Origin of the sequence: Pseudomonas sp. P9_35, assembly GCF_034008205.1 — a bacterium.
GTDB classification, from domain to species: Bacteria; Pseudomonadota; Gammaproteobacteria; order Pseudomonadales; family Pseudomonadaceae; genus Aquipseudomonas; species Aquipseudomonas kilonensis.
This window is the reverse complement of sequence record NZ_CP125373.1, coordinates 4,241,299-4,260,377: the sequence shown is the minus strand read 5'-3', so window position 1 is coordinate 4,260,377 and position 19,079 is coordinate 4,241,299. Positions and strand designations below refer to the sequence as shown.

Annotated in this window: 15 protein-coding genes and 1 pseudogene; 11 read left to right on the top strand and 5 right to left on the bottom strand. The window is 62.2% G+C overall.

What is annotated here, in order from left to right:
* Positions 1-18 precede the first annotated feature (18 nt).
* Entirely contained in the window at positions 19-894 is an 876-nt protein-coding gene (locus QMK47_RS18615; protein WP_320389010.1) for a DMT family transporter, read from the top strand.
* A gap of 314 nt (positions 895-1,208) precedes the next feature.
* Here QMK47_RS18615 and QMK47_RS28780 read toward each other — a convergent pair whose 3' ends face one another.
* Both QMK47_RS28780 and QMK47_RS28775 read right to left on the bottom strand, forming a co-directional pair.
* Positions 1,209-1,976, bottom strand: a complete 768-nt coding sequence (locus QMK47_RS28780; RefSeq protein WP_371914652.1) for a methyl-accepting chemotaxis protein — start codon at positions 1,974-1,976, stop codon at positions 1,209-1,211.
* A 93-nt stretch (positions 1,977-2,069) separates the two neighbouring features.
* Positions 2,070-3,152: pseudogene (locus tag QMK47_RS28775) on the bottom strand (cache domain-containing protein); the annotation flags it as partial.
* A gap of 293 nt (positions 3,153-3,445) precedes the next feature.
* Between QMK47_RS28775 and QMK47_RS18605 the strand changes: the two are divergent.
* Entirely contained in the window at positions 3,446-4,489 is a 1,044-nt protein-coding gene (locus tag QMK47_RS18605) for a GlxA family transcriptional regulator (RefSeq protein ID WP_214512787.1), read from the top strand.
* A 118-nt stretch (positions 4,490-4,607) separates the two neighbouring features.
* Here QMK47_RS18605 and QMK47_RS18600 read toward each other — a convergent pair whose 3' ends face one another.
* Both QMK47_RS18600 and QMK47_RS18595 read right to left on the bottom strand, forming a co-directional pair.
* A complete protein-coding gene (locus tag QMK47_RS18600; RefSeq protein WP_253476276.1) occupies positions 4,608-5,021 on the bottom strand; it encodes a hypothetical protein in 414 nt (137 codons plus the stop codon).
* A 381-nt stretch (positions 5,022-5,402) separates the two neighbouring features.
* On the bottom strand, positions 5,403-6,125 hold the full coding sequence (locus QMK47_RS18595) for a pirin family protein (RefSeq protein WP_253476274.1): 723 nt from the start codon (positions 6,123-6,125) through the stop codon (positions 5,403-5,405).
* Between the two features lie 308 nt (positions 6,126-6,433).
* Between QMK47_RS18595 and QMK47_RS18590 the strand changes: the two genes are divergently transcribed.
* Positions 6,434-7,384: a GlxA family transcriptional regulator gene (locus tag QMK47_RS18590; protein WP_253476272.1), complete on the top strand. Its 951-nt coding sequence runs from the start codon at positions 6,434-6,436 to the stop codon at positions 7,382-7,384.
* Between the two features lie 183 nt (positions 7,385-7,567).
* A complete protein-coding gene (locus QMK47_RS18585) occupies positions 7,568-9,058 on the top strand; it encodes an ATP-binding protein (RefSeq protein WP_253476263.1) in 1,491 nt (496 codons plus the stop codon).
* Here the strand turns inward: QMK47_RS18585 and QMK47_RS18580 are convergent.
* Positions 9,020-11,809: an ATP-binding protein gene (locus QMK47_RS18580; RefSeq protein WP_320389009.1), complete on the bottom strand. Its 2,790-nt coding sequence runs from the start codon at positions 11,807-11,809 to the stop codon at positions 9,020-9,022. The two genes, QMK47_RS18585 and QMK47_RS18580, sit on opposite strands and share 39 nt — an antisense overlap.
* A 412-nt stretch (positions 11,810-12,221) precedes the next feature.
* On the opposite strand from QMK47_RS18580, the gene QMK47_RS18575 reads away from it, so the two are divergent.
* The 7 genes from QMK47_RS18575 to QMK47_RS18545 all read left to right on the top strand — a co-directional run bounded on the left by QMK47_RS18575 (position 12,222) and on the right by QMK47_RS18545 (position 19,056).
* Positions 12,222-13,043 (top strand): alpha/beta fold hydrolase, encoded by an 822-nt coding sequence (locus QMK47_RS18575; RefSeq protein WP_253476259.1) that lies wholly within the window; start codon positions 12,222-12,224, stop codon positions 13,041-13,043.
* A 140-nt stretch (positions 13,044-13,183) separates the two neighbouring features.
* A complete protein-coding gene (locus tag QMK47_RS18570) occupies positions 13,184-14,131 on the top strand; it encodes a LysR family transcriptional regulator (protein ID WP_253476257.1) in 948 nt (315 codons plus the stop codon).
* Complete coding sequence (locus QMK47_RS18565) at positions 14,128-14,541, top strand: DoxX family protein (RefSeq protein ID WP_253476255.1); 414 nt, start codon at positions 14,128-14,130, stop codon at positions 14,539-14,541. The genes QMK47_RS18570 and QMK47_RS18565 overlap by 4 nt, the downstream gene beginning before the upstream one ends.
* Positions 14,534-15,160 (top strand): antibiotic biosynthesis monooxygenase, encoded by a 627-nt coding sequence (locus QMK47_RS18560; RefSeq protein WP_253476253.1) that lies wholly within the window; start codon positions 14,534-14,536, stop codon positions 15,158-15,160. Before QMK47_RS18565 ends, QMK47_RS18560 begins: the two co-directional genes overlap by 8 nt.
* Before the next feature lie 158 nt (positions 15,161-15,318).
* Positions 15,319-17,157, top strand: a complete 1,839-nt coding sequence (locus QMK47_RS18555; RefSeq protein WP_253476251.1) for an amidohydrolase — start codon at positions 15,319-15,321, stop codon at positions 17,155-17,157.
* 145 nt (positions 17,158-17,302) lie between these two features.
* Entirely contained in the window at positions 17,303-17,932 is a 630-nt protein-coding gene (gene ycaC / locus QMK47_RS18550) for an isochorismate family cysteine hydrolase YcaC (RefSeq protein WP_030141308.1), read from the top strand.
* A gap of 245 nt (positions 17,933-18,177) precedes the next feature.
* The gene (locus tag QMK47_RS18545; protein ID WP_320389008.1) at positions 18,178-19,056 is read left to right on the top strand and encodes a LysR family transcriptional regulator; all 879 of its coding nucleotides are present in this window, start codon (positions 18,178-18,180) and stop codon (positions 19,054-19,056) included.
* Positions 19,057-19,079 lie beyond the last annotated feature (23 nt).

The following is a 19,079-nucleotide window of genomic DNA, read 5'->3' as shown; positions in this document are numbered from 1 at the left end:
TGGTCTATGAGTAATCAGTTGGACAGTGCGGCACCTGCTTACGATGTACCCCGGCCCCAGTTCGGCATTCTCTTGTGCCTGCTCTCCATGCTGGTGTTTGCCAGCCAGGATGGGATCACCAAGGTGCTGGTCAAAGACCTCCCGGTCGCGCAGTTGGTGATGATGCGTTATTGGGTATTCCTGGCTTTTGCTGTCGGTTATAGCGTCTACCAGGGAAGCCTGCGGACCGCGTGCCGAAGCCGTCATCCTTACCAGCAGGTCATCCGTGCCCTGATTGGGGTGGGCGAAATTGTCTTGTTTGGATTGGGGTTGCGCTATCTGGGGCTGGCGGAAATGCATGCCCTGTATGCGGTGTTCCCGTTGATGACTCTGGCGTTGGCTGGGGTATTTCTGGGTGAGTTCATCGGTGTGCGTCGATGGGTTGCCGCGGCCATAGGCTTCACGGGGACGCTGGTTATCCTTCGGCCTGGCACCGGTGTTTTCGAGCTTGTAGCACTGATCCCGCTTTTGTCTGCCTTGGGGTTCGCTGTCTTCAGCGTACTGACCCGTCGGATCAGCCAACACGATTCGTTCGCCACGAACATGCTTTACATGGGCTTTTTTGGCGCGATCACCATCACGTTGTTGGGCCTTCCCGGATGGGTGGCGCCGAGCCCGATGCAATGGGGCCTGATTGCGGTGCTTTCCACGACAGGCGTGGTGGCCCAGCTGTTATTTCTCCAGGCACTGAAGTTTGCAACGGCGGCCACACTCCAGCCGTTCAACTACGCGCTGCTGGTGTTTGCCACGCTGATTGGCCTGTTGGTATTCGGCGAGCTGCCAGACACCTGGACGGTGGTGGGTGCGTGCCTGGTGATTGCGGGTGGGATGTATGCGATCAAAGCGAAAGGGTAGTGGTCTGGCAGATACTCAACGATCTGGCTATTAGTTCCTGAGCAAAGCGGCCTGTTTCCATCGAGCGCATATTCCCTGTGGGAGCGAGCCTGCTCGCGAAAGCGGTGGGTCAGCTTGCATCAATATTGACTGTGCCGCCGCCATCGCGAGCAGGCTCGCTCCCACAAGGGGCCTGCGTCGAACACCCCAGATTCCCTGCGGGAGCGAGCTTGCTCGCGAAGAGGTCGGCACATCCAGCATATTCATTGGCTGTGACAACGCATTCGCGAGCAAGCTCGCTCCCACATTTGGTCTTCAGCGGACGTCAGCCCGGTTTAGAACTTGAAGCGTCCCACCAAACCCTTGAGCTGACCGGAAATATCCGTCAGACGCCCCGAGCCAGTCTGCGCCGAGTGGGCGAATTCCTCGACCAACTGGGCATCGGCATGGATCTGCGCGATGTGCCGGTTGATGTCTTCGGCCACCTGGTGCTGCTCCTCTGCCGCTGTGGCGATCTGGGTGTTCTGGTCGCGAATCGAGTCTACCGAGTTGCGGATCTTGTCGAAGCTGTCGCGGGCCTGTTGGATGCGTTCCACGCTGGTTTGCGACACCTGCAGGCTGCTTTGCATCTGCTGGGTGACTTCCTGGGTGCGCCGAGCAAGGTTGCCTAGCAGGCTGTCGATCTCGCCGGTGGAATCGGCGGTACGCCGGGCCAGCGCTCGGACCTCATCGGCGACTACGGCAAACCCGCGACCTTGATCGCCGGCCCGTGCAGCTTCGATGGCGGCGTTCAGAGCCAACAGGTTGGTCTGTTCGGCGATCGAACGGATGGTGTCGAGGATGGTGTTGATGTTCTTGCTGTCCTGCTCCAGCGCCTGCATGGTCTGGGTCGACTTTTGCAGGTCGTCGCTCAGTTTCATCACGCTGCCGGTGGCTTCGCCGATGTGATGCTGGCCATCGTGTACGTCGCGATAGCCTTCGTCCGCGCTGGAGGCGGCCTGGCTGCAGGAACGGGCCACTTCGTTGGCGGTGGCGACCATTTCGTTGAACGCGGTGCTCACCAGTTCCACGGCCTGGCGCTGGCGCCCGGCAGCGTCGTTCATGTTCTGGGCCACGTGGCTGGTATCGGCTGCGGCAGTTTGCAGGTCGGAAGAGGCGTTGCCGATGCGCTGCATCAGTTGCGCGATCATGCCCAGGAACTGGTTGAACCAGCCCGCCAGGGTCGCCGTTTCGTCCTTGCCTTGCACCGAGAGCTTGCGAGTGAGGTCGCCTTCACCTTCGGCGATTTCCTGCAGGCCGTTGGCAACACCGCGAATCGGCCGCACGATCACGCTGGCGAAACTGGCGCCTACCAAAGCGAACACCACAGCCAGTACGGCAGCAATGGCGGCGATCAGCCAAGTCAGGCTCGAAGCCTCGGCCATCACTTCATCGCGTTTGATCAGGCCGATGAAGCGCCAGCCCAACCCTTTGGAGCTGACCACGTTGGCCATGTAGGGCACACCGTCGATTTCGATCTGGGTCACACCATCGCTGCTTTTGGCCAGCGCGGCATAGTTGGGGCCCAAGTCGGCCAACGGCTTGAAGTTGTGCTTGGCATCGGCAGCATCCACCAGGACGTTGCCGTTGGCTTCGACCAGCATCAGGTAGCCGCTTTCACCCAGCTTGATGTTCTTGACCAGTTCGGTGAGCTGCTTGAGCGACACGTCCAGGCAAACAACACCCACCAATTTACCGCTGGCGTCAGCGACAGTTTGTACGGTGCCGATCAGCGACACATCATCCGGCGCCCAGTAATAGGCATCTGTGCGCACAGTCGTGCCCGGTGCGGCCATGGCGGCCTTGTACCATGGACGCACGCGCGGATCGTACTTGGCCATTTTGGGATCGTCCGGCCAGCTCGCGTAGCCGCCGTCATCCATGCCCACGGAAAGATAGGCGGTGGTTGGATGGCTCTTGGCGAATCTTTCGAAGATCTCCAGAAGCTGTTGATTGATCTCAGGGAAGGGGGCTTGTGCGGCGTCGGCGCTGGAATAGTTTTTCAAGCCCTTGGCGGCGATGACCCGCGGATCCCTGGCGAAGAGTTCGACGTTCTGGCTGATGCCATCGAAAAACTGCTTCATGCCGTTGTCGATCTGACGGATTTCACGACCGCTGCTGTCCAGGAAGTTGGCTTTTGCGGCGTCGCGCAGGTTCAGCACGACAAGCACCGCCACCAGGATAACCGGAAGGCAGGCGATGGCCGCGAACGCCCATGTCAGCTTCTGTTTGATATTCATGACTTCTCCCGCGGAATATTTTAAGTGTTGGAACGGCGGAAACAGCAGTGGTTGGCGTTGCGAGTCTCTGGAAGGGAAAAGCGCCCATGCCTACTGCCAGTGTATCGACCAAAGTTGTAGGCACTTGAGGCTTGCCATTTTGGCGCGGGATGATCGGTAGACGGCGCAGGCGCGATTGCAGCCGGCTTCACTAGTCTGGAAGATAGCGTGGTTTGCCCTGCGCCTTCGCCCTGGGGTTCAAGGCACTCTCGTGCAGCAAATCCTCATCGTCTTTAATGTATAAACGAGGCCCTATGCCAAGCGCATTCGAGAGCGTACTCAAGAACAAGAACATGGCTTATCGCCCGCTCGGCGCGGCGCCAGCCAGCCAGGCGCCGATCCGCGTCGCGTTTGTATTGATGGATAATTTCTCGATGATGTCCTTCACCGGTGCGGTGGATGCGCTGGTGACCGCCAACCTGATGAGCGACATGCCCCTCTACGAGGTGCTGACGGTGGGGGTTTCAGGTGGGCAAGTCACGAGCGACCTGGGCATTGTCATCTCGACCGACATCGAACTGGCGCAGATGCCGGAAAACCAGGACGTGCTGATTGTCGCCGGGGGCTTTCGCGTGAAGTTGCAAGGCCATCCCTTGCTGCGCCGCAAGCTCCGCGCCCATGGGGCGTGCGGGGCGATCCTGGGCGGGTTGTGGAACGGTGCCTTTTTCGTGGCCGATGCCAATCTGCTGGACGGTTTCGAATGCGCTGTCCACCCGGAAAGCCGCGCCATGATGGCGGAGGTGTTTCCTCATGTGAAGGTGTCCAGCCGGGCCTATGTGGTTGATCGGGAGCGGGTCAGTTGCGCGGGTGCCAACAGTTCGCTGCGCATGATGCTCCAATTGATTCGCCAGACGGGCGGGGCGGCGCTCGTGGGCGCCATCGAGGAAATTCTTCGCTGTGACGAGTCCGGCGATGATGCGACGGACTTGCCGCCGGTCTTCGTCGAGACTGACCCGACGTTGCCGGAAAGCCTCAAGCTGGCTCTGGAACTGATGTGGCAAAACGTAGAAGAGCCGTTGACCATCGATGAGCTGGCGGCGTGCGTCAAGATTTCCAAGCGGCAGTTGGAGCGGCGGTTCTGCAGTTTTCTTGGTGCGACCCCCACGCGCTATTACCTGGAACTGCGCTTGACGCGTGCCCGCCAGCTCATCCAGCAAACCAATCGATCCGTGACCGAAATCGCCGTGGCGACGGGCTTCGTCAGCTCCCCGCACTTCCAGCGTCGTTTCCGGGATTTTTTTGGTGTGCCGCCTGGTAGCTATCGCTCGAAATCGGAGCGCAAGCAAACCGTGCGATGAAGATGCGGGCAGATCAGAGATGAGTTTTTTGGGGGGAGAGGGCGTTGCCGCGCCGTAGCGCAGGAGCTATGTGGGGGCAAGCTTTACTCCCACACAGTTCCTGCGCGACGAATACAAGTCAGGTGTTATCGTCTGTTTGTGTTTCGGTGGGCAGGTCTTCAGTTTGTGGCGCGGCTTTCGAAGCGGTCAAGGAGGTGTCGTTGCAGAGCACTTTGCCAACTTCGTCGGCTATCGAGCCGTCGATGATTCGCCCTTCCATCTGGTCGAACTGAGCTTTTTCCACCCCTGAAAGACTGTTGTACATCCCCATGTGCCGAACATTGCGGTTGGCGCAGTCGAGTTCAAGCTTTGTGTAGTTGGTGAAGTAAGTGCCCGATCTTTGTACGGTGGCCTGGATGGCTGAACCGCTGTCGACAAACGAAACGATGGAGTACACCGCATCCGAATCATCGTAGAAGTACTTGATGTTCTGGACGTCCGCGGCCGCACTGCACGCAATAGAGAGTAACGCGAGGGATATAGCGTTTTTCATGCTTTCTTCCGTGAATAAGCAAGTCAGGAGAATCAATGGCAAAATGAAATCATTTTGCCTTGGTGCGTGCATTGGGTCAATTTGCGTTGGATAGCATCCAACGACCATTGGTCAGAAACAAGGTTGTTTCAGGAACTTTATAGGTCGTCCTGGCTCGTGGCAACGGACGAACGCATTTGAGGCGGCCCAGTGAATCTTTCCGAATGCACCACCCTCCATTATCAAAGCCTGAATTATTCAGGTTGCCTGACTTTTTTTAGATGTTTTTCGCCTGAAATACGTTATTGATCATGGATTCAGGACTTTCGAATCTTTCTTCGCTTATTGCGCAAGATAATCCTTGTGGGAGCTGGCTCGCTCCCACAAGGGGTCACGGTTGCTTCATGGCATCTGTGGCAGTTCCCGCGGCCGCAGATCGAACACCAGCACTTCGGCATCCTGGCCGTTACTGAAGGTCAGGACCTGCTCCTCGCGCACCCGCACGCCATCACCTTCCTGTAACGGTATGCCGTTGAGCTCGACAGCGCCTCGGGCCACGTGCACGTAGGCATAGCGTTCCGGCGCCAGGGTCAGGGTGGCGCTTTGCTCGCCATCGAACAGCCCGGCGTAGACCCGCGCATCCTGGCGCACCTGGAGCGAGCCGTCGGTGCCGTCGGGGGAGATGATCAATTGCAGGCGACCGCGTTTCTGCTCGCTGCTGAAATGCTCCTGTTGGTAGCGTGGTGTTGCACCGCTGACGTTGGGCACGATCCAGATCTGCAGGAAGTGCACCAGCTCGTCCGCGCTATGGTTGAACTCGCTGTGGGCCACGCCGCTGCCGGCGCTCATCAACTGCACGTCACCCGGGCGAATGACCGAGCCTGTGCCCAGGGTGTCCTTGTGTTCCAGCGCCCCTTCGAGCACATAGGAAAAGATCTCCATGTCCCGGTGGGGATGCTGGCCGAAACCCTTGGCGGCAGCGACCCGGTCATCGTTGATGACCAGCAGGTCGGAGAAGCCTTGTTCGTTGAGGTCACGGTAGCTGGCGAACGAGAAGGTGTGGAACGAGGTCAGCCAGCCGTGGCGGGCAATGCCGCGGTCCGAAGCTTTGCGAAGGGTCAGCATGGTCAATTCTCCTGATGTCTGTGGGCAACGGCTGGGCCGTTCGCCGGGTTCAGAAGAAGGTTAATGGTTATCCATATGTTCAATAAGCAGGTAGAAAACGAAAGACTGTCCGCTTTGGGTGGACAATAGAGAGCCCTACCGGCAGATGCTTCGCTTCGACATAATGCTGACGATAAACCCTGTGGGAGCGAGCTTGCTCGCGATAGCGTCGTGTCAGTTGGAATTGATGTGACTGACTCAGCGCTATCGCGAGCAAGCTCGCTCCCACAGGGGCATTTATCGTTTCTGGATTTTTTGGCGTATCCCCGATGAAAACCATTGCAATGGTGCTGTTCCCGGACTTTTTGCTGCTCGACATGGCCGGGCCTCTGGAGGTGTTTTCCATCGCCAATCGTTACCTCGCTTCGGATCAGCGTTATCAATTGCTGACCCTGGGAACCGAGCGTGGGGCGTTGCGGGCGTCCAACGGCGTGACGGTGCAGGCCGATATCCATATCGACCAGGCATGGGCAGCCTATGACGTGTTGCTGGTGCCGGGCGGGCCGGGGGCCTATAACGACCAGCATCCGGGGCTGCACACCTGGTTGCGGGCCGCGGCGCAACGGGCTACGCGCTACGGCTCCATCTGCACCGGGGCCTTTGTGCTCGGCGAGGCGGGCTTGCTTGATGGTTATCGCGTCACCACTCATTGGCATTACACCGAACGCCTGATCCAACGTTTCCCCAAGGCCCTGGTGGAAACCGACAGGATCTTCCTGCAGGACCGGCGCCTGATCACCTCCGGCGGCGTCACCGCCGGGATCGACCTGGCCCTGTCCATCGTCGCCCAGGATCACGGTCGCAAAGTCGCGTTGGACGTCGCCAAGGTGCTGCTGGTGGTGATGAAACGCCAGGGTGGACAGGCGCAGTTCAGCCCCTCGGTGGCGGCGGTGTCGACGCAGGAATCGGCCATTACCCGCGTGCAGAATCATGTGATGGAACATCTGGAAGAACCCTTCACCATCGAGCGCATGGCCGCGTTGGCCGCCATGAGTTCGCGGCATTTCGCCCGGGTCTTCGCCCGTGAGGTGAAGATGACACCCATGGAGTTCCTGCAAGGCGCGCGCATCGACCGGGCGCGTCAGTTGCTGGAAACCACCGAACTGCCGCTCAAGACCGTGGCGTTTCGCAGCGGCTTCGGCAGCGTGCGGCACATGCGCTTTTTGTTCGGTGAAAAGCTCGGCCTGACCCCGGTGCAGTATCGCCAGCAGTTCAGTTGAGCCATCGGTGTCCGTCCAGGGCACTGTGATGTCCGTGGCGCTCCCTGTGCCAGCATTGTCCTGAGGCCTGCGCCTGCCAAGATAACGGCGAACCCTTTGGAAAGGATGCGCAGGAGCCAGGGCAGACGTGTTCGGTGATCCGCACGCTGACGCCCGTACCGGTTATCCGGCGCTGGATCGCCCATGAACAGTTTCGTCAAACCCGATAGCGAGCCGGCGGTGGGCTTCGGTCCGTTTGCCTTCTACCGGCAGCAGCGGCTGGTTACCCGTGACGGCCAGCCCCTCGCGCTGGGCGGCCGTGCCCTGGATGTCCTGCAGGTGCTGGTGGAGCACGCCGGCCACTACGTCAGCAAGCAAACACTCATCGCCCACGTCTGGCCGGACAGCGTCGTGGAGGCCATCAACCTGCGGGTGCACATCGCGGCGCTGCGGCGGGCTTTCGGTGACGGACGGGGCGGCGCTCGCTATATCCTCAATCATCCTCGACAAGGCTATTGCCTTGCGCTGCCCCTGGTAGCGCAAGAGCGCGTTGAGTTGCCTTTCAGTCCACAAACCGAGCGGCACAACCTGCCCACGCGCTTGAGCCCGGTGGTGGGGCGCGACAAAGTCCTGGGGCGGTTACTGGCGCAGGTGCCCCGTCAAGCCGTGACCACCGTGACCGGTCCCGGCGGGGTCGGCAAGACCACCGTGGTGGTGCGGGTGGCGGAGCTGCTGCTCGAACACTTTAAGGACGGTGCCTGGTTCGTTGACCTGGCGGCCGTCAGCGATCCCTCACAAGTGGTGGCGCAAGTGGCCGGTGTGCTGGGCGTGGAGCAGGGGGCTTTGGCCCGCGCTCTCGAACCCTGTCGGATGTTGCTGGTGCTCGACGGTTGCGAGCACCTGCTCGATGCCTGTCGCGAACTGGTCCAGACACTGGCTGCGACGGCGCCCGGGGTGTCGCTGCTGGTCAGCAGTCGCGAACCCTTGGACTTGCCGGACGAAAGGATTGTGTCACTGCCGGGCCTGGCCGTGACGTCGCCCCTGGAACCTGCGCACCAGATCGAGGCATGCCCGGCGGTGCAGTTGCTGATCGAGCGGGTTGGCGCCCGGCAGCAGGGTTTCAGGCCGGGTGGTCGCGACTGGCCGACGCTTGCGCAGATCTGCCAGCGCCTGGACGGATTGCCGCTGGCGTTGGAACTGGCGGCGGCCCAGGTTGATGCTCTGGGAGTGGCTGGGGTCCTGGAACAACTGGATCACGGTTTATCACTCTTGAGCCATGGGCGGCGTACGGCGGTGGCCCGGCACCGCAGCCTGGAGGCGGTGTTGGACTCGAGTTTCGAGCGTTTGAGCGCTGACGAAAAAACCGCATTCCAGCGTCTGGCGGTGTTCGAGGGGCCGTTTACGCTCAAGGCGGCGCTGGCCGTGATCAGTTGCGCTGAACTGAGCGTCGGGCAATTACCCTCGCTGCTGTCGCGACTGGTGGGCGTGTCACTGCTGATGGTCGAGCCGCTTGCCGAAGGGGTGCGCTTCCATCTGCTCCACACCACTCGCGCCTATGCCATGGACAAACTGCGGCGCAGTGGTCAGTGGCCTGTGTTTCATCGGCGTTACGTGTTGCAAGGCGCTTGGGGAGTCCGGCATTCAAGGCCCCAACCGTCAAGTCAGCGCCTGGAGCAGCGCGCCGGCTTCCAATAGGTCGGGGGTCTGGAAACCTTCGGTGAAGCGTCGATAGACGGGGCCGAGCAGCGCCTGCGCAGCTTGCGCCTGCCCTTGGCGCTGCCACAAACGGGCCAGGGACGTGGCGCTGCGCAGCTCCCAGGCCAGGGCCTGGTGACGACGGGCGATGTCCAGGGCGGCCAGCAGTTGCGCTTCGGCTGCTTCTTCAAGAGACGGTTCGTTGCGGGCCAGCAAGGTCTCGGCATCGGCCCGCAGGATCTCCGCCGAACACCAGCCTGCGGCGCCGCTGCGCGCCCGTTCGATTTGCGCCGGGCTGACGAAGTCGCTGCGCAGGGTGACGGCGATGTCCTGGACCAAGCCGTTTGTCGGGCGTGTTGCCAGGGGCAGGCCATCGAATGCGCGGTCGTAATGGCAAGCCCAGTCATGGAACAGCATCACCGAATGTTTCTTGGCTTGCTGCTTCAACAGGTCGAGCCTTTCCCGGGCAGTCGAATGATCGCCGGTGTAGTGGGCGATCACGCAACCGGTCAGCGCCAAGGTGTAGCAGATCGAAATGCCGTGGTTGATCTGCAAGGCGATCTGCAGCGCCAGGTTGGCGGTGCGCCGGGCTTTCTCGGCAAAACCTTGCAGCCAGAGGATGCGCGCCAGAACCGTCAGCGCGGCCACGCTCTGATCGTATTGCACGCCGAAGCCGTGGCTGAAGCGGCTGAGGTGACCGCTCTGGGCCAGGCGCTGGATCACCTGTTCGGCTTCGCGCCGCGCCGCGCCCTGGTCGCCGGTGAAATGCAACGCCAGCACCCGCAGGCGTTGGGTGCTCAAGGACAGGGTCGGGTCGCCCTGCAAGCCCAACCGGTCGAAATCCAGGCTGTGTGCCAAGGCCTGTTGGTAGTCGCCGCAACTGAGGTCGACGGTCATTTGCCCGGACACGGCCCGCAGTTCGCCGGCCAGGTCCTGGCATTGCCGGGCCAGTTGCCGGGCCGTGGCGAAGGCGCGGACAGTGGCCGGCGTGCCGCCCTCGGTGTGGTAGTTGAAACTGGCGTGGGCCAGTTCCAGGGCCAGGGTCAAGCGCGGGCATGGCGCGGGGCTGGCCCGCAACAATTGCAGCGCTTTGTTGACGTAGAGGCCGTGTTCCTTGAGCAGCGACAGCTCCTGCCAGAGGGGCAGGGTACGGGCGGTCAGGCGGATCGCGACGGCGTGTGAACCTTGCGGGCCCAAGCCTCGGTCGAGCGCCGCGCGGATGTCGTCGCGATAGTCGGCGTAGCGGGCGATCCACAGTCGGGTGGGGGTGTTTTCCCAAGCGCTTTCCGCTTGTCCCATGAGCGCCAGGCAGCGCTCGGCGTGGCGTTCCTGGCTGGCCGCCAGCTCGCCGGCCTCGGCCAGTTGCTCCAGGGCATAGCGGCGGGTGGTGTCCAGCAGGCGATAGCGCACCTCTTCATCGCCGATCTCTACATTGAGCAACGATTTGGCGACCAACTGGCTGACCGACACCAGCACCTGGTCGGGCGCGACATACTGGCCGACGATTACTGCGGCGGCCGAAGCCAGGTTGAAACTGCCCATGAACACCGCCAGCCGCCGCAGGCAGGTCTGCTCGCAGGCCGTGAGCAACGCGAAGCTCCAGTCCAGCGTGGCGCGCAGGGTTTGCTGGCGCGGGGCGGCATCGGTTTCGTTGTGAAGCAGGGCGACGTTGTCTTGCAGTTGCCGGTGAAGTTCCTCCAGGCTGAAGCGGCCGAGTTGTCCAGCGGCCAGTTCGATGGCCAGGGGAATGCCATCCAGCCGCTGGCAGATGTCGATCACCAACGGCACCTCGCGGTCGGTCAGTTCGAAGTCGTCACGGCTGGCCATCGCGCGTTCGGCAAACAGTTGCAGCGCCGGGTATTCCAGGGCGGGATAACCCTCGATGGGCATCTCCCGAGGCGGGAACGCCAGGGCGTCCAGGCGCTGCACGTGTTCGCCTTCGGCGCGCAGGCCTTCGCGGCTGGTGGCCAGGATGTGCAGGTGAGGGGCGCCGCGCAGCAGGGTTTCGCTGAGCAGGGCGATGGCGTCGATCAGGTGCTCGCAGTTGTCGATCACCAGCAGCAGATGCCGCTCCTTGAGCTGCCGGGCGATGGCGTCCAGCGGATCACCGTCCTGCAGTGGCAGGTCGAGCAATGCGCGCAGGTTGGGGGCGATCATGGCCGCGTCGTTGAGCGATGCCAGGTCCAGCAGATGAGTGCCGTCACGGTATTGGCCGATCAGCCGTTCAGCGACCCGCAGGGCAACGGTGGTCTTGCCGATGCCGCCGGTACCGACCAGGGTAATGAAGCGTTTTCGCGGTAGCTGGCCCACCAGGTTTTCCACCAGGGCCTGGCGTCCGATCATGCGCGTGCGTTGCAGCGGCAGGTTGCGCGTCAAAGACGGATGAGGGATGTGCGCCCATTGGTCGAGCGGTTCGAATGACAGCGGCGCGACAAAACTGTAGCCGCGCTGCGCCACGGTGACGATGTAGCGCTGCCCGGCCTGGCCATCCCCGAGGGCCTTGCGCAGTGCCGCGACGTGTACGCGCAGGTTGGTGTCTTCCACCACGCTCCTGGGCCAGACCCGGGCGATCAGTTGCTGCTTGCTCACCACCTCGCCAGCGTGCTCGAGCAGCACCAGCAGAATCTCCACGGCCCGCCTGCCCAGGCGCAACGGTTGCCCACCCTCGAGCACCAGGCGCTGGCGAGGATGGACCCGGTAAGGGCCGAAATGCACCGTCTGTTCGACGGGCAGGCTGAGGTATTGGCTCATGTTGCTCTCAATGTTCTGGTCCCGGTGCCTGGGCTTTACCCGAGCATATTCCTCAGGTTTTGCGTCAAGCGCAACGGCGCAGGCTCTACTTCCAGCCTTCCAGACGCCGAACCTGTGGCGAGGGAGCTTGCTCCCGCTGGGCTTCTGTAGGAGCTGGCGAAGCCTGCGATCTTTTGATCTTGATCTTGATCTTTCGCTCTCGATTCAATTGTCTGGAACAAGATCGCAGCCTCGTTGCACTCGACAGCTCCTACACAGCTCCTACGGGTGCAGCCCAGCGGGAGCAAGCTCCCTCGCCACAAAAGCAGGCTTTTAACACGCCGGTTCCGAAAAAATTAACAACGTTTAACTCACGCAGGTGCCTCCCGTGGCCGGACCATAAAGCGATCCACCCACCTCAAGGAGTCACGTCATGAGCACCTTCATTACCCGCGACGGCACCGAGATTTACTACAAGGACTGGGGCAGTGGTCAACCGGTGGTCTTCAGCCACGGCTGGCCGCTGAACTCGGACAGTTGGGAAGCGCAGATGATGTTCCTGGCGTCCAATGGCTACCGGGTGATCGCCCATGACCGTCGTGGGCACGGGCGCTCCAGCCAGCCCTGGGACGGCAACGACATGGACACCTACGCCGATGACCTGGCCGAGCTGATCGAGCGGCTGGACTTGAAGGACGCGGTGTTGCTCGGCTTCTCCACCGGCGGTGGCGAAGTGGCGCGCTACATCGGCCGCCATGGCGCTGCCCGTGTCGCCAAGCTCGGCCTGATTTCGGCGGTGACGCCGCTGATGCTCAAGACCCCGGCCAACCCCGGCGGTCTGCCTGTGGAAGTGTTCGACGGTTTCCGCCAGGCCTCCCTGGCCGACCGTTCTCAGCTATACAAAGATGTGGCCAGCGCGTTTTTCGGTGCCAACCGTCCGGGCGCCAAAGTCTCCCAAGGCATGATCGACTGGTTCTGGATGCAGGGCATGCTCGCCGGCCACAAGAACACCTATGACTGCATCAAGGCGTTCTCGGAGACCGATCTTTCCGAAGACCTGCGCAACATCGACGTGCCGACCCTGGTGGTGCATGGCGATGACGACCAGATGGTCCCCATCGAAGCTGCCGGCATTGCCGCCGCCAAGTTGCTCAAGCACTCGCAGTTGCTGGTCTACCCCGGCGCCCCCCACGGCCTGACCGACACCCACAAGGACCGCCTGAACGCGGACCTGCTGGCATTCATCCAGGGTTGATCAAGCCATAAACCTGTGGGAGCGAGCTTGTTCGCGATGGCGTCATTACATTCAACATCGATGCAAGCTGACCCATCGCTATCGTCGGAACGCCGCCCGGAGCAAGCTCGCTCCCACAGTTAAAACGGGACCTCACACCCATGAACCGCAACGATTTACGCCGTCTCGACATGAACCTGCTGGTGATCTTCGAGGCGCTGATGTTCGAGAAAAACCTGACCCGCGTCGCCGAAAAGCTGTTCATGGGCCAGCCGGCGGTGAGCGCGGCGCTGGGGCGGCTGCGGGATCTGTTCGATGATCCGTTGCTGATCCGCCACGGTCGCGGCATGGAGCCGACGCCGCGGGCCCTGGCGATCCTGCAAGAGCTGCAACCGGCCATGGACACCATCTCTGGCGCGGTCAGCCGGGCCAAGGCGTTCGATCCGTCCACCAGTTGCGACGTGTTTCGCATCGGTCTGTCCGACGACGCTGAATTCGGCCTGTTTCCACCGTTGCTGAGCCAACTGCGCGAAGAAGCGCCGGGGATCATCGTGGTGGTGCGCCGAGCCAATTTCCTGCTGATGTCATCGCTGCTGGCCAGCGGTGAAATCAGCGTCGGTGTCAGCTACACCACCGATCTGCCGGCCAATGCCAAGCGCAAGAAACTGCGGGACATTCCTTGCAAAGTCTTGCGTGGCGACAAGCGCCCGGGGCCTTTGACCCTGGATGAATACTGTTCGCGGCCCCACGCCATGGTTTCGTTTTCGGGCGACCTGAGCGGCAACATCGACCTGGACCTGGCCCGCATCGGCCGGACCCGCAAAGTGGTGCTGGCGGTGCCGCAATTCAGTGGGCTGCGGGCCTTGCTGGCCGGCACCGAGTTGATCGCCACCGTGCCCGACTATGCCGCCTGCGCGCTGGTGGAAGGCTGCGCGCTGCGCGCCGAGGACCCGCCGTTCGATATCAATGCCGCCGAGCTGTCGATGGTCTGGAGCGGGGTGCATGACAACGACCCGGCCGAGCGCTGGCTGCGTTCGCGCATTGCCAGTCACATGTCCCAACCGCTGCCAGCGGCGGCCTCGATAACTGCGGACGGAGCCCACCGATGAACATGACCGATGAGCGCCCGCTGCAGGACCTGGGCTTGTTGTTCCTGCGCTTGAGCGGCGGACTATTTCTGCTGTGGGTCCATGGGCTGCCGAAGCTGTTGCACTACAGCGTCGAGCTGACCCGCATCGAAGACCCGTTTCACCTTGGCGCAGCACCGACCCTGATCCTGGCGATTTTCGCCGAGGTGCTGTGTCCGCTGCTGATCATGGCCGGTGTGTTGGTGCGCCTGGCGTGCCTGCCGATCCTGTTGCTCCTGGCGGTGGCGCTGCTGCTGGTGCACCCGCAATGGAGCCTTGAAGAAGGCCAGTTCGGCTGGCTGCTGCTGATCATATTTACCAGTGTGTTTATCGCCGGGCCCGGACGCCTGGCAATCAATACGCGTTTTGTTGGAGTGCTTCGCCATGTCTGAGTCTCAAACCGTTGAATCCACCGCGAGCCCGGCCAGGCCCGGCTTCGATGAAATCGTGACCCTGGTGGTCAAGCACCGGATCAAGGTTGGCCAGGAGGCTGCCTACGAGGCCTGGTTGCGTCGCACGGTGCGCGTGGCCGGCCAGTGGCCGGGTCATTTGGGGGTGGATGTAGTGAGGGGCAAGCAGGGCGGGCTAGCGTTGTTCACTTGCGTGCTGCGTTTCTGTTCCACCGAGGCCATGCAGCGCTGGTTGGACTCGCCCGAGCGCCGCGAGCTGGTGGAGGAGGCCCTGCCGTTGCTGGCCGACGGTGACCAGACCGAAGTCGGGTCGCACAAGGAATTCTGGTTCACCCCGCTGGCCGATGCGGCCACACCGCCGCCGCGCTGGAAGCAGGCCGTCGTGACGCTGCTGGTCATCCTGCCGCATACCTTGCTGGTGCCGCTGATCTGGGGGCCGTTGCTGCAACTCAACAGTTTTCTTTCCAACTACGTGGTGGCCACGTTCCTGATCACCCTGACCATCGTGCTTTCGGTGGTGTACGTGTGCATGCCGCTGGCGACCCGTTTGTTCGCGCCGTGGCTTGAGGACTCGAAAGCTCACGTGCACCTGGAGCCCTAAGCAGCTCCGATGCTTTTGTGACAAGCACTGTGTGGCGAGGGAGCTTGCTCCCGCTGGACGCGTAGCGTCCGCTCTTTTTGGGGCCGCTTCGCAGCCCAGCGGGAGCAAGCTCCCTCGCCACGGATTTGCCCGCATATCCATTGTTGAAGGAAAAACCGATGAACGCCGATCTGATTCTGTTCAATGGCCAGTTCCATACCGTCGACCGTGAAAAGCCCCGCGCCAGCGCGGTTGCCATCAGCCAGGGCCGCTTCGTCGCGGTCGGCACCGACGCCGAGGCCATGGCCTTGCGTGGTAGCGGCACCCAGGTCATCGACCTCAAGGGCCGCACCGTCATTCCCGGGCTCAACGACTCGCACTTGCACCTGATCCGCGGCGGCCTGAACTACAACCTGGAGCTGCGCTGGGAAGGCGTGCCATCCCTGGCCGATGCCTTGCGCATGCTCAAGGACCAGGCCGACCGCACGCCGACGCCACAATGGGTACGCGTGGTGGGCGGCTGGAACGAATTCCAGTTCGCCGAAAAACGCATGCCGACCCTGGAAGAACTCAACCAGGCCGCTCCCGATACGCCGGTGTTCGTGCTGCACCTGTATGACCGTGCCTTGCTCAACCGTGCCGCGCTGCGGGTGGCCGGCTACACCCGTGACACGCCGAACCCGCCGGGTGGCGAGATCGTGCGTGACAGCAAGGGCGAGCCCACCGGCATGCTGGTGGCGCGGCCCAACGCGATGATCCTTTACTCGACGCTGGCGAAAGGGCCGAAACTGCCGCTGGAGTACCAGGTCAACTCCACTCGCCAGTTCATGCGTGAACTCAATCGCCTGGGCCTGACCAGTGCCATCGATGCTGGCGGCGGCTTCCAGAATTACCCGGACGACTATGCGGTGATCGAGCAGTTGGCCCGCGAGCAGCAGTTGACGGTGCGCATCGCCTACAACCTGTTCACCCAGAAGCCCAAGGAAGAACTCAGCGACTTCAAGAACTGGACCGGCAGCGTCAAGTTGCACCAGGGCGATGACTTCCTGCGGCACAACGGCGCCGGGGAAATGCTGGTGTTCTCGGCGGCGGATTTCGAGGACTTCCTCGAGCCGCGCCCGGACCTGCCGCCGGGCATGGAGCAAGACCTGGAACCGGTGGTCCGGCACCTGGTGGAGCAGCGCTGGCCGTTCCGCCTGCATGCCACCTACGACGAATCCATCAGCCGCATGCTCGATGTGTTCGAAAAGGTCAACCGCGACATTCCGTTCAACGGCCTGCCCTGGTTTTTCGACCACGCCGAGACCATCACGCCGAAGAACATCGAGCGCGTACGGGCGTTGGGCGGCGGGATTGCGATCCAGGATCGCATGGCCTTCCAGGGTGAATACTTCGTCGACCGCTACGGCGCCAAGGCCGCCGAAGCCACGCCGCCGATCAAGCGCATGTTGGCTGAAGGCGTGCCGGTGGGCGCTGGCACCGACGCCACCCGCGTCTCCAGCTACAACCCGTGGACCTCGTTGTATTGGATGGTCAGCGGGCGCACGGTCGGCGGCCTGTCGTTGCACGAAGAGGGCTTGCCGCGCCTGACCGCGTTGGAACTGTTCACCCACGGCAGTGCCTGGTTCTCGTCGGAGCAGGGCAAGAAAGGCCAGATCAAGGTTGGTCAACTGGCAGACCTGGCGGCCCTGAGCGCGGACTTTTTCAGCGTCGAGGAAGAAGCCATCAAGTGGATCGAGTCGGTGCTGACCGTGGTCGACGGCAAGGTGGTGTATGCCGCCGGCGACTTCGAGAAACTCGGGCCGGCCAGCGTTCCGGTGCTGCCCGACTGGTCGCCGGTGGTCAAGGTCCCGGGTCACTGGCGCCCGGCGTCACCGTTGCAGGCCCAGATCCACCAGTGCAGCGGTCCGTGCACGGTGCACTCCCACAGCCATGAACGGGCGCGGTTGTCGAACGTCCCGGTCAGCGATTTCCAAGGCTTCTGGGGCGCGTTTGGCTGTTCCTGCTTTGCCTTTTGACTAACACGCGGATTTCCCCTTGTGGGAGCGAGCTTGCTCGCGAAGACGTCGGCACACCCGACATCGCCGCAAGCTGACACTCCGCTATCGCGAGCAGGCTCGCTCCCACAGGGTTTTGTCACAAACCATCCAAAGGAGTCATCCCATGAGCAACGTTCCCGCCTACAACCGTCTGAACAAAGACGACGCGGTCGTCCTGCTGGTCGATCACCAGACCGGCCTGATTTCCCTGGTCCAGGACTTCTCGCCCAACGAGTTCAAGAACAACGTGCTGGCCTTGGCTGACCTGGCGAAGTTCTTCGGGCTGCCGACCATCCTGACCACCAGCTTCGAACAAGGCCCCAACGGCCCGATCGTGCCGGAGCTCAAGGAAATGTTCCCGGACGCGCCGTACATCCCCCGTCCAGGCCAGATCAATGCCTGGGACAACGAAGATTTCGTCAAGGCGATCAAGGCCACCGGCCGCAAGCAACTGATCATCGCTGGCGTGGTCACCGATGTCTGCGTGGCGTTCCCGACCCTGTCGGCGCTGGCTGAAGGGTTCGACGTGTTCGTCGTGACCGACGCCTCGGGTACGTTCAACGAAACCGTGCAACAGGCCGCCTGGGTACGCATGACCGCTGCCGGCGCGCAGATGATGAACTGGTTCTCGGTGGCCTGTGAGCTGCACCGCGACTGGCGCAACGACATCGAAGGCCTGGGCAACCTGCTGTCCCAGCGCATTCCGAACTACCGCAACCTGATGAACAGCTACTCGGCCCTGACGGCCAAGTAAGCGGTCCATGCTGAATGACGCCCGCCTTGTGCGGGCGTTTTTGTGTTTGGCGTTAACGCCTCGCAAGTTGTGCCGACGCTATCGCGAGCAAGCTCGCTCCCACAGGGGATCCTGGTGATTACAAGAACCCTGTGGGAGCGAGCTTGCTCGCGATAGCGGTGGCACATTCAACAGCTAGGCAATCAGACTTACCAAGACCACAATGTCCAGCCAATCCCCCCTGACTGTCCACCCCTGGAATGACAATGAACCCCTTCGAAGAAATGCGCATCTTTGCCCAGGTCATGGAGTCGGGCAGTTTCACCGCCGCGGCGGAAAAACTGGGGCTGTCCAAGCAGTTCGTCAGCCGCAAGCTGATGGAACTGGAACAACGCCTGGGTGTGCGTCTGCTCAATCGCTCGACCCGGCGGCTGGACGTCACGCCGCTGGGCCAGCGCTATTACGAAGCGGCGCTGCGCCTGCTCAATGAAGTCGAACAGGTGGAGCAGGGCATCAGCGGCCAGACCAGCGAGCCCCGCGGCACCATTCGCCTCAGCGCACCGCTGTCCTTCGCCGTGGCGCACCTGGGCAGCTTGCTGCCGCTGTTTTTGCAGCGCTATCCGGGTGTCAGCGTCGAGGTGGACTTGAGCGACCGCTCGGTGGATCTGCTGGGAGAGGGCTACGACCTGGCGCTGCGCATCGGCGTGTTGGAGGATTCGACGCTGATTGCCCGGCGCATCGCGACCATCGAGCGGGTGTACTGCGCCAGCCCGACCTACCTGGCGCAAAAAGGCACACCCGCGCGGCCTGAAGACCTGCGCAATCACTACTGCTTGCCCTATGGTCACAGCCGTCAGGTGCAGTGGCGTTTCGTGGGGGCCGGCAAACCGCTGACCCTGGAGGTTACGGGACGCATGCGCGCCAATAACGGGGATTTGCTCAGGGACGCGGCCATCGCCGGCATGGGCATCACCTATCTGCCCGCTTTCATCCTCGGCGATGCCTTGAAGGATGGGCGGCTGATCAAGGTCCTGGAAGGCTTCGAGACCGAACCACTGGCGCTGTCGGCGGTATATCCCCAGCATCGGCAAAGTGCACGCCCCGTGCAGGCGTTGGTGGAATTCTTGCGTGAACAAATGCAATAAAGCGCCGCAACGCATTCAGCCGT

Excerpts from the sequence above, each read along its gene's own strand:
- QMK47_RS28780 (WP_371914652.1), bottom strand. The coding sequence starts at position 1,976 with ATGAACGACGCTGCCGGGCGCCAGCGCCAGGCCGTGGAACTGGTGAGC.
- QMK47_RS18605 (WP_214512787.1), top strand. The coding sequence starts at position 3,446 with ATGCCAAGCGCATTCGAGAGCGTACTCAAGAACAAGAACATGGCTTAT.
- QMK47_RS18600 (WP_253476276.1), bottom strand. The coding sequence starts at position 5,021 with ATGAAAAACGCTATATCCCTCGCGTTACTCTCTATTGCGTGCAGTGCG.
- QMK47_RS18595 (WP_253476274.1), bottom strand. The coding sequence starts at position 6,125 with ATGCTGACCCTTCGCAAAGCTTCGGACCGCGGCATTGCCCGCCACGGC.
- QMK47_RS18590 (WP_253476272.1), top strand. The coding sequence starts at position 6,434 with ATGAAAACCATTGCAATGGTGCTGTTCCCGGACTTTTTGCTGCTCGAC.
- QMK47_RS18585 (WP_253476263.1), top strand. The coding sequence starts at position 7,568 with ATGAACAGTTTCGTCAAACCCGATAGCGAGCCGGCGGTGGGCTTCGGT.
- QMK47_RS18580 (WP_320389009.1), bottom strand. The coding sequence starts at position 11,809 with ATGAGCCAATACCTCAGCCTGCCCGTCGAACAGACGGTGCATTTCGGC.
- QMK47_RS18575 (WP_253476259.1), top strand. The coding sequence starts at position 12,222 with ATGAGCACCTTCATTACCCGCGACGGCACCGAGATTTACTACAAGGAC.
- QMK47_RS18570 (WP_253476257.1), top strand. The coding sequence starts at position 13,184 with ATGAACCGCAACGATTTACGCCGTCTCGACATGAACCTGCTGGTGATC.
- QMK47_RS18565 (WP_253476255.1), top strand. The coding sequence starts at position 14,128 with ATGAACATGACCGATGAGCGCCCGCTGCAGGACCTGGGCTTGTTGTTC.
- QMK47_RS18560 (WP_253476253.1), top strand. The coding sequence starts at position 14,534 with ATGTCTGAGTCTCAAACCGTTGAATCCACCGCGAGCCCGGCCAGGCCC.
- QMK47_RS18555 (WP_253476251.1), top strand. The coding sequence starts at position 15,319 with ATGAACGCCGATCTGATTCTGTTCAATGGCCAGTTCCATACCGTCGAC.
- ycaC (WP_030141308.1), top strand. The coding sequence starts at position 17,303 with ATGAGCAACGTTCCCGCCTACAACCGTCTGAACAAAGACGACGCGGTC.
- QMK47_RS18545 (WP_320389008.1), top strand. The coding sequence starts at position 18,178 with ATGAACCCCTTCGAAGAAATGCGCATCTTTGCCCAGGTCATGGAGTCG.